Origin of the sequence: Parasutterella muris, assembly GCF_009767915.1 — a bacterium.
GTDB classification, from domain to species: Bacteria; Pseudomonadota; Gammaproteobacteria; order Burkholderiales; family Burkholderiaceae_F; genus Parasutterella; species Parasutterella muris.
The window spans coordinates 71,968-81,651 of record NZ_WSRP01000008.1 but is presented as its reverse complement, the minus strand read 5'-3'; the positions used below and the strand labels follow the sequence as shown (position 1 = coordinate 81,651).

General features: G+C 50.8%; 8 protein-coding genes. 2 read left to right on the top strand and 6 right to left on the bottom strand.

Annotated elements, in window-relative coordinates:
• The 6 genes from E5987_RS03830 to E5987_RS03805 all read right to left on the bottom strand — a co-directional run.
• Positions 1-729, bottom strand: a 729-nt coding sequence (locus tag E5987_RS03830; RefSeq protein ID WP_420901715.1) for a hypothetical protein, incomplete at its 3' end; no start/stop codon positions are given.
• Positions 730-870: 141 nt separating this feature from the next.
• Positions 871-4,437: an autotransporter outer membrane beta-barrel domain-containing protein gene (locus E5987_RS03825; RefSeq protein WP_160334766.1), complete on the bottom strand. Its 3,567-nt coding sequence runs from the start codon at positions 4,435-4,437 to the stop codon at positions 871-873.
• 40 nt (positions 4,438-4,477) lie between these two features.
• Entirely contained in the window at positions 4,478-5,230 is a 753-nt protein-coding gene (locus E5987_RS03820) for a Nif3-like dinuclear metal center hexameric protein (RefSeq protein ID WP_160334765.1), read from the bottom strand.
• Between the two features lie 63 nt (positions 5,231-5,293).
• Positions 5,294-5,695 carry a hypothetical protein gene (locus tag E5987_RS03815; protein ID WP_160334764.1) on the bottom strand — a complete coding sequence of 134 codons (402 nt, stop codon included), beginning with the start codon at positions 5,693-5,695 and terminating at the stop codon, positions 5,294-5,296.
• An 87-nt stretch (positions 5,696-5,782) separates the two neighbouring features.
• The gene (locus E5987_RS03810) at positions 5,783-6,217 is read right to left on the bottom strand and encodes a universal stress protein (protein WP_160334763.1); all 435 of its coding nucleotides are present in this window, start codon (positions 6,215-6,217) and stop codon (positions 5,783-5,785) included.
• 112 nt (positions 6,218-6,329) lie between these two features.
• Positions 6,330-7,121, bottom strand: a complete 792-nt coding sequence (locus E5987_RS03805; protein ID WP_160334762.1) for a tRNA threonylcarbamoyladenosine dehydratase — start codon at positions 7,119-7,121, stop codon at positions 6,330-6,332.
• 230 nt (positions 7,122-7,351) lie between these two features.
• Between E5987_RS03805 and E5987_RS03800 the strand changes: the two genes are divergently transcribed.
• Together E5987_RS03800 and E5987_RS03795 are read left to right on the top strand one after the other, a co-directional pair.
• On the top strand, positions 7,352-8,248 hold the full coding sequence (locus tag E5987_RS03800) for a universal stress protein (RefSeq protein WP_160334761.1): 897 nt from the start codon (positions 7,352-7,354) through the stop codon (positions 8,246-8,248).
• A 76-nt stretch (positions 8,249-8,324) separates the two neighbouring features.
• Positions 8,325-9,569 (top strand): MFS transporter, encoded by a 1,245-nt coding sequence (locus E5987_RS03795; RefSeq protein WP_237178720.1) that lies wholly within the window; start codon positions 8,325-8,327, stop codon positions 9,567-9,569.
• The last annotated feature ends 115 nt before the right edge of the window (positions 9,570-9,684 follow it).

Genomic DNA, 9,684 nt, shown 5'->3' with positions numbered 1-9,684 from the left:
CTCGGCTGTCTTCTCATCGATCAGCAGCGCCAGCTTTAGCATGGCCATGTCAGGGTCTTCTTTGTTATGCCCATAGGTAACCTTATGAATTGTTTGTGAGAAAGAAGACACTGAAGTGGTATCAAATGCCCAGTAACTGTTCTTGTCCAATGCTTTATTAGAGGCAAGACGCAGCTTCAGATATTGCTCGACAGAGGGTTGATAATCGATGGATTCAAATATCTCGGAGATTCTTTGAGAGGGTATAGCGGCAGCCGGATAGAGAGAGTTTTGTGCTATCACATCGTAGTTGGAGACAGTGGCGTCAGGATGGATAACTAAGAATATCGCTAAGGATAGTAACTCTTTCCAATGCTCAGGGAAGACGGCCTTTAAAGCTTTAGTTATTCCAGATTGCTTGGCAATTTGCTCTAATACATAGCTGGCTCCGGCATTCAGTGCTTCCGACCGGCTCAAAACAATTTGTGCCACAGGAAGGCTGACTTCTTCAATACCAACCGGACAGAGCTTGTTATCGATAAAAGTTAATTCAACATCCTTGTATTGAGGATTGTCTCGAAGAAATTTCCTTCCCAATTCCACCTTGTCGTCAATCAGGCGCCCAAGGGTAATTCGGTGTTTGCTATAAGAACGCTGTTTGACCGGATCCCAAGCATTTTGAAATTGGTACAGATAGTCCTTGCCCTTGATATTTACCTTGATGACATGCTCAATGGTCTTCGCAAGCATATGAATCCCTCCAGGTAGATTATATAATTATAATCTATTAAATCAGTTAAAATAATGCCCAATGCCCGGTTTACGGGCAATTTGGGCACTGTGTGTAACTACTAGTAATATTTATGATCTAGTTTTTGGGAATTCAGGTTTTTAGAATTTCCAGTCGGCTTTAAATATGACCTGACTGTCGATTCTTCCGTCACCTAGAGCTGCTTTTGCAGCCAGCGTCGCTTCCGCTGAGCCACTCCTAACCTTCAGGCCGGCGCCTGCAAAACCGCTCCAGCGATTGATTTCTTTCTGAGAAATCGATTCTCTGGCCTGAGTACCAACCGCCCGCAGCTCTCCTTTCTTATCGAGCTGCCCGACTCGGATGCTGCCGCCTGCCTCTCCGTTGAGGCTAAACCGATATCCGCCAATAGAGCCGATCTCCACACTGCCTCGCACTACCGCCGGAATCTCGGCAAAAACCTGCGCCCTGCTCTTAAATTCAAACGCCTTCTGAGAACCGATCTTCGTGTGCTCAGTAGTCTTTAGAAGAGTCCAAATCTGCGGCTCAATTGCAATGCTGAGGCCGTCAATGATTCGATACGACCCTGAAATGCCTCCGGTCAGATAGTAGTCATCAACCTTCGCCTTCATGCGCTCAAGCTGCATAGCGGCAGGCAGATCCGCGGTGATATTGCCGCGCGACAGGCCCGCGCCGGCATTCACGCCGACAATAAAATCGCCGAAGTCTTTACTGATCATGCCGTTAACCGCCGTCACATTTTGCTTGCCGCTCGCTTCAAGCACAGCATGCCTGCTCTTCGAAGAAATATGGGTATATTCGGCCGCTGCGACAACTGAGTAACCGGATTCGGTTTTATGCGCCATGCCAAGACGAACATTTTCCGAATTCGCTCGATACGCTCCGCCCAGTAAATATCCGCCTGCCTTCCGGGAAGAGAAAAAACCGCCTTCAGCTCCACCGAAGATATGCGTGGAACCTTCGGGCTTGTCATAGAGTCGGATCGCTTCCGTTCCAATCGCGCTGCGCAGACCTTCTCCCGATCGGAACATATTTAAACGTGTCCCGAGAAGACTCGGCAGCAGCGTGGCCTGACCGATAAGCGCAGCAGAATAATGGGGCGCCATAAAGGTCTCGTTGTCCACTCGCGCAAAGAATCTCTGCGCCGCATTGTCGGAATCAATCGTAAAGCCTTCCGTATTGCTGTACAGCCAGCCCTGAAGCTGAGGATAGACAAAGTTCGTTGTGATAACGACCGCTTTCTCCCGATCGATAAACCAGCCGTCCTCGCGGTTCTCCAGCACCAGTGACACATTTCTGTTCGCGGAGATGAGCTGAACCGTATCCGAGCCTTCAAATTCCTGAATAGTGGAATCGGTCAGCTGATTGGTTCCAAAGGGATCAAGCACGAAAATACCGCTCCCTTCTTTGAACACCGGGGCCGTTCCATCCTCAGAACTGAACGCGGGACGCCCCGTACGATGTTTAAGAATAAATACGGCACCGCTCTCAAACGTTAATCCGGCGTGAGCCTCTCTCTCATTGGACAAGCCCACGATAATGGAGTTTTCTTTAGAAAGCACGAACGTGTCATTGACAGCCAGTACGCTCGAGAACTTCTCCTGAGCCAAATCGAAAATCTGGAAAACCACATCTCTCGTTAAATCAATTGAGTCGTCCTTGCGGCCGTCACCCAAAATTAGAATTCCGTTGCTTCCGACTCGAAATTCGGTGCCGCTTCCGCTCCAGTTCTTGATCGCCAGAGAGGCGTATTCACCTTGCTTTTCGTCGCCTTCGATCAGAATAGAGGCGTTTGCGCTCTCCGCGTTTTCAAACACAACATCCGCGTCTGAGCTGAGACGCAGTGTCGGAATCACGTCTCGAGAGCTGCTTCCGATTGAAAAGTCTTTCGCCCTCACCTGACTGCTGATTGAGGTTCTGCCGCCTTCAAGCTGCAGAGACTGAACGGTAAAAAGCCCTTCAATGTCCAAAGTCCCTCCGCGGACGATCACGCCCTGCGTCGAGTCAAAAGATGTATTTTTGTCAAAGCGCGCCGAGCCGTCCAGCTGGAAGATATCCGCGTAAACGTGTGTCTGGGCGCCGTTTTTAATGAGAAACTCACCGGTATTGACGATCGCGGAATTCGGACCGACCGTTACTTTGCCGGTAAATAAAAGACGTCCCGTGTCGGACACAAAAACCTTCGAATCGATTTCTGCCCGCTTCTGGACTTCTCGCGTTCCCTCGTAACTTAATCCGTGCAGCTCCAGCGTACTGAATTCTCCGACGGACAGCCAATTATCTGTCCCCGACATCGGTCCTCTGCCTGTACCATAAAGAACAAGCGTGGAATTGTTCAGAGTCAGCACTTCGCTCTTTGTGTAGATCGACCCGATGCAAAGGCGCTCCGAATTTAACTCGGACATCTCTCCTAAGTTGAGATTGACGGATGCCAAACCGATGTTCTTTCCTTCGAGATAATTCTTATAGTCGCTGTAGTTGATCCCTGTCACAACAGAATTATCAATCAGCAGCTCACCGGTGTACGTAACGCCGATACCGTAGTATTCGGAAGCGAGGCTGAGATATTTCAGATCGACCGCTTCATCGGTGAGGATAATTTCCGAAAATGAGGTCTTAGTGAAATCGGTGATTTTGCCCTGAAGCTGACTCTCACGATTGAAGTCCTGGGCTGATATTTCAAACAGATCCTTGGAGGCCGCTGTAATGCTGACCTCTTTAAAGTGCCAGTTGCCGTCGTTGAGATTGGTGTCGCCCGACAAAGTTAGCGAGCCGCCGTTTTGACTGTACTGACCGGTAAAGGAAAGCGTGCTGCCGTTCAGGACAACCGATGAATCCTGCACCTTGACATTAAGCGCTCCGCTAAAGACCTGATCGGCATTCACGGTTAATGATGCGCCGTTTTCCAGAATCAGAGAGCCGCCCTTTGCTGCGGAGAAAGCACTCCCGCCGGCATTTACCGTCAGCTGCTTTCCTTCTGAGACGGTGATTTTGGAGTTCACGGAACCGAGAACAAATGCGTCCGCTGAGGCGCTGATCAAAGAGTCTCCGCCGATCAGCAGCGAAGCTTTATCCTGCAGTACGGCAAAAGAGGCAGAACTTCCTGTGACCGCCCCTGTGAGGCCTTCGGAAAAAAACACCTGAGATGCCGAAGCAAAACCTTTGATTCGTATCGCTGTGTTCTCTGAGCCGTCCTCAATAGCGGCGCTCAGAGCGGCGTGATGCCTGAATGTGACATCAGCGCCCTCTTCTGCGACCAGGACGGCAGCGGATCCGCCCTGAGCATCGTTAATCGAACTCTTAACTTTGATATCAACAGCTCGCAAAATATCCGCCTGTTTGCTAAAGCGCGCCGCCGGATCATTCGAGCTCTGAACCATGCCGAAATTCAGCGCGGTTTCAGACAGCTCCGGTGCGTTCCATATTTCTTCGGCGCCTTCCATCGTCAGAGGAGAGCTGCCGACAAACGGTGAATTTTCTGAGATGTGGACAAGAATCAGATTTTCTTTAGCGAGATCTTCAATATATTGGTTAATCTCTTCATCCGTTTCAAGGTAATTGGTTTTGGTCTCCCCGAAGAAAGGATCCTCCTGCGAGAAAGAAGGTACCGCATGCAAGGCGATAACCAAGGCGAGTGCTGCCCTTTTGAGAGACAGTGGGCGTCTGTGTCGATATGTCTTGTTTGCCATCGGCAACTCCGGGTGCGCAGCTGCCGATGAAAAGATCCGGTTACACCGGGTTGTCAATTCCGACGAAGCTGACGTTTATTTCTGGGAAATGGTTTCCAATCCAAACGGCCATGGCCCGTATTCCTAACGTTTCTCCGGCATGGTGGCCGACTGAGAAATAAGGAATTCCTAATTCACGAGCTTCCAGAACTGTTCTTTCGCTAATTTCCCCGCTAAGGTAAGCGTCCGAGCCTTCGGCTGCCGCGTCTTCTAAAAAATCCTGAGCCGCGCCGCTGCAGAAGGCGACCGTCTTAATTAAAGCGACGGAGTCTACAGGCACCACAAAAGGAGGTCTATGGACAACCCCCTCTATTTTGTTAGCAAGTTCTTCCGTAGTTACAAAGTCATGGAATTCCCCCATAAGCACCAGAGGATTAGACTTTGTCGCTCGGACGTTCTGCAGCTTCAGCGCACGCGCCATTTCATAGTTGTTGCCGACAGTCTCATTGGCATCCAGAGGTAGATGGTAGGCAATCAGATTGATATTGTTGGCGAGAATCTTCGCGATTCGATTCCGTTTGATACCGATAATCCGTGAGTTCTCGTTTTTCCAGAAATAACCGTGGTGAACAATAATGGTGTCCGCACCGCGCCTGATCGCTTCATCAATTAGCGCCTCAGAGGCGCTGACACCGCAGACAATCCGCTGAACATTATCCGCACCTTCTATCTGCAGCCCGTTCGGGCAGTAGTCTTTGAAAGTCTCAGGTTTCAGTAATTCATCGAGTGTGTTCAGAAGCTCTGCTCTTTTCATAGTCAGTCCATATAGAAACTGCCGGCAAGCCGGCAGTTCAGTTCAATTAAATCTTTGTGCGGATTAAGGCATGACCAGTCCGCTTCCCGAAGCATCCGGGCTGCTGAAGCCGGGCTGACCTGGGACAACCAGCTTGCTTGCGGCCTGACGACGAAGCTCCTGAAGCTCTTTCATCGTGCGTTCCACACCGGCCTTCGCCGCTTCACGATAGCCCTTGACTGCGGCTTCCAGACTGTCGGCTTCGATATCAAAGGAAATCGGAAGCGCGCCCATCTGGGTCATAATCTGAGCTTCACCGGTATAAATCACCGGACGCGACTCATCTTTATTGCCGTCGGCAAGAACGGGAACCAGACAGCGAATCACGCCAATCTTTCTATCGGTATAGATTTCTTCACGGTACAGGTTGGTGAGCTCCATCTGAGCATCAGCCTCTTCCTTAACCGGTTCTGTTTGTTCTGACATTACATACTCCTTCTTTTATTGAATTCAGTCATTATCCGCTCGTGCGCCTCAGATGAAGCGAGGTCTGCCCCCAATCAGGGCCCCTGATTAGCGGTACACCATGACAGGAATCTTCGAATGCGTCAGTACTTTCTGTGTTTCACTTCCAAGCAGAACGGCCGCAAGACCTTGTCTGCCGTGAGAAGCCATAAAAATCAGGTCGCAGTTGTACTCCGTGGCTGCGTCAATGATCGCTTCGGCGGGAGAAAAAGACTTAAATGCGACAACTTCGCATTTCACGCCCTTTCGCTCAACCGCTTCTCTCGCGATTTCCAATCTTTCCTGAGCCATTTCCTTCACACGAGAATCGTATTGATCAATGCTCTCAGGACGATATTCGGACAGATTGGTGTAGCTGTAAGGCTCAATCACGGTGACGGCAACAATTGAGGAGTCCATTGCCTTTGCGAAATCAGCGGCTGCCTCCAGGGCTTTATCAGAAAGCTCCGACCCGTCGGTCGGTACCAGAATACGGCTGTACATTAGGCGTTTCCTTTATTTAAGTTATTTAATCTAGTTTAATAGATTCGTATGCTTACGGTTACTATTTTTCCTTGTTTTACGCTCCTCTACGCTCCTTCTGAGAAACGGTTCTTCATTTTTGTATGCCGGCGATCCGATTAATAGCGACTGAAGCCGCCGCAAACCCGATTGCGGCAGTCACAACCACGCCGGAACCGTAACCGGAACAGGCCAAGCCTCCGGTAATGTCGCAGCTGCCTTCCGGACGAACGACCGGATCGGCGGTGTATACAGCGGTTATGCCGAACTTCTCAATCCGCTTTTCTTCCTTTGGCCGCGGATACCCGTACTGCTTCCGAAGACGATACCTTAGGTTGGAGAGCAGCGGGTCTCCCTTGGCCTTTGCAAGATCATCGACGAGGATATTAAGCGCGGAGGTTTTTCCTCCGGCAGCGCCGCATGTGATAAATAAGCCGCCGCTTTTCTGCACAAAAGCTGCCATTGCCGCCTTTGCCTTGACCTGATCCGTACAGTCCAGCACGACAGGCGTGTGCAGCATTTCCGAAACATTCTCCTCATCAACGAAATCCTCGACCATCGTCACTTCGCAAAGAGGATTAATCAGGGCGATTCGTTCCTTCAGGGCTTGCGCCTTCGGCTTTCCGTAAGCGCCGGTGAGAGCCTGAAGCTGTCGGTTGGTATTGCTTTCGGCGATATTGTCCAAATCTATCAGCGTCAGTTTGCCGACAGCCGTGCGCGCAAGCGCTTCCGCTGCCCAAGAGCCGACGCCGCCTAAGCCGACGACCGTGACCGAGGCCTGAGCAAGACGTGCTGCGCCCTCCTTCGTATAGAGTCTCGCGACCCCGCCAAACCTTCTCTCATAATCCAGCGGGTACCGTTCCGTCTGACTAAGCGTCTCGCCCATAGCGTCTCCAAACCTCACTCACAATAAGGATAAAAAATGTTTGCATCGTCCTCGTCCTCCGTTAAACTTGACAGGGGATGGATCGGAAAAGAACCATATTACTAACCGCGGACAAATTTGTTAATTCGTACCTTGCGAAGGCTGATTTCGATCTGATAATTTAATCATCAAAAAGGCAGTTTCAAACAATTGTTTCTTAGGCTGCGAGAATATTCTGACCCGGAGGAATTATGAAGATTTTAGTACCCATCGACGGCAGTGAATTCAGCAATCACTCGCTTGAATTTGTCGCCTCGCGAACAACACTTCTCGGCTCCAATCCCGAAATTGAGCTGATGAGTGTTCAGGCGCCTGTTCCGGCTCGCGCCTCCCGCCTGATCGGCAGCGGATCACTCCGCGGCTACTATGACGAAGAAGCCAACACTGTATTGGAACCCGCCGTCAAGGAGCTTGAAAAAGCCGGTGTTAAAGCCGCCACACGTTTCGCGGTCGGTGAAGCCGCTCCCACAATCGCGAAGACCGCGGAAGAATCCGGCGCCGACCTGATTATCATGGGTTCGCACGGCAGATCCGCGCTCAAAGGACTGCTGCTCGGTTCCGTCACAAATTCCGTTCTTGCGCTTTCAAAGAAGCCGGTGCTTATTCTGAGAAACAAAACCGCTCCTCAGACGGACTCTCTTAAAGTCGGCGTCGCGGTTGACGGCTCCTCCTACGGCGAAAAGGCCGTGGAGTACATCCTGAAGAATCACGACCTCTTCGGTAAAGACCCGGTCTTTTATCTGATGAATGTCGTCAGCGACTATGCCGGCGTTGTGATGCCCGACATGGCAGGCATGGCGCTCCCGACACTGAATGAATCCGAGGTTCGCGCAATGCAGCGCGAAGCGTTCGATGAAGCGGTCGGACCGGTTCGCGACAAATTCACTCAGCTCGGCTTTAAAGTTGAAGAGATCTGCCTTGTCGGCAACCCGGGCGATGAGATCGCCGCCTTCGCAAACAAGGAAGGGCTTGACGTGATTGTTATGGGCACCCGAGGATACGGCGCATTCAAAGCTGCCGTTTTAGGCTCAACAGCAACCCGCATCGCCGCCATCAGCGATAAGCCCCTTCTGGTTATCCAGGCGTAGAGAAAGCATTCGGACGTTCGTCCCTTACGGTAAAAAAAGAAGCGTCCGCAGACGCTTCTTTTTTTGAAGGAGAGATATGCAGCAGATTCTAAAAATAATACTTTTCATGGGCCTTCTGCACTGCGGTTTCATCTCCTCACGCGTGATTACAACCCTTTACGCGCTTCACAACGGGCAGCCCGCCTGGATTGTCGGCGTGACTCTTTCGGTTTATGCGGCGGTCCCCGCGCTGATTTCGATTCATGTCGGCAAATGGATCGACCGCATCGGCGTCAAAATTCCGATCATTATCGCCTGTCTGCTCATATGCGTTGCCTGCGCCGTACCAATTTTCTTTCCTTACGAAACTTTCGGCATCAAACCGATCTATATCACCTGTCTGCTTGCAGGCACCGGCTTTGTCTTTGCGCTCATCAGCGGTCAGGGACTCATCGGGCACCTGACCACAAATAAAACCCGAGCCACGGGATTCACGTTTCAGTCCATGGCTTTTTCCGCCTCGGGCGCCGCCGGCCCGGTCATTGCCGGTTACCTGATTGATGAGAAGAATTACTACTGGGCCTACGGCGGAGCGCTCGGCTTTGCGCTTGCGGCTGCCTTAGTCTTTCTTCTGATTTCACGCGGACTGCCTTCGTCGCTGAACGCGAACAAGCAGAAAAAAGTCGAAAAACACAGCTTATTTGAGCTCTTTAAGCATCCCCTGATTCGAAACGTACTGCTCGCCTCCGCCCTAGTCTCAATGGCATGGGATCTTCAGGCCTTCATGATCCCGGTCTACGGAACGGAAATCGGTCTTGACGCGGTAGCGATCGGATGGCTGCTGAGCGTATTTTCCGTCTGCTCTTTTGCGGTTCGAGCCCTCATGCCGATTCTTTCGCACCACTTTAAAGAGTGGTCCATTATCATCTTCGTGCTCGTCTCTACCGGCGTCTCCTACCTGATATTTCCCTTCACAACTAGTTTGGCGGTCCTCTTTGTCCTCTGCGGATGGCTTGGCGCGTCTTTGGGCGCGTCTCAGCCCAACGTTCTCTCTCTGCTTCACCAAGTCACACCGGAGGAGAGAATCGGAGAGGCGATCGGTATACGAACCATGCTGATGAACTCAAGTCACACCGTTCTACCGCTTCTTTTTGGTTTTGGGGGCTCAGTTATCGGTGCCGCAGCCGCTTTTTGGTCTCTCGGCGCAACGATGATCCTCGGTGCATTCGGAATTCAGAGGTCCAACAAAAATATTGCTTCGGATCGCGGGATGCCGGATGAGGAAAAAGCAATAGAAAGATCACTAATTGATGCGAAAAAACAAAAAATACACCATAAATAGGTGATTTTTTCATGCCATAAAGTAATCACTTATGGTCATTTTGCATTTATCTCGTTACAATCAGTAATGAAAGCTGCGGGACTACATTGATTGTGAGCAAAACTTTAATTACAGC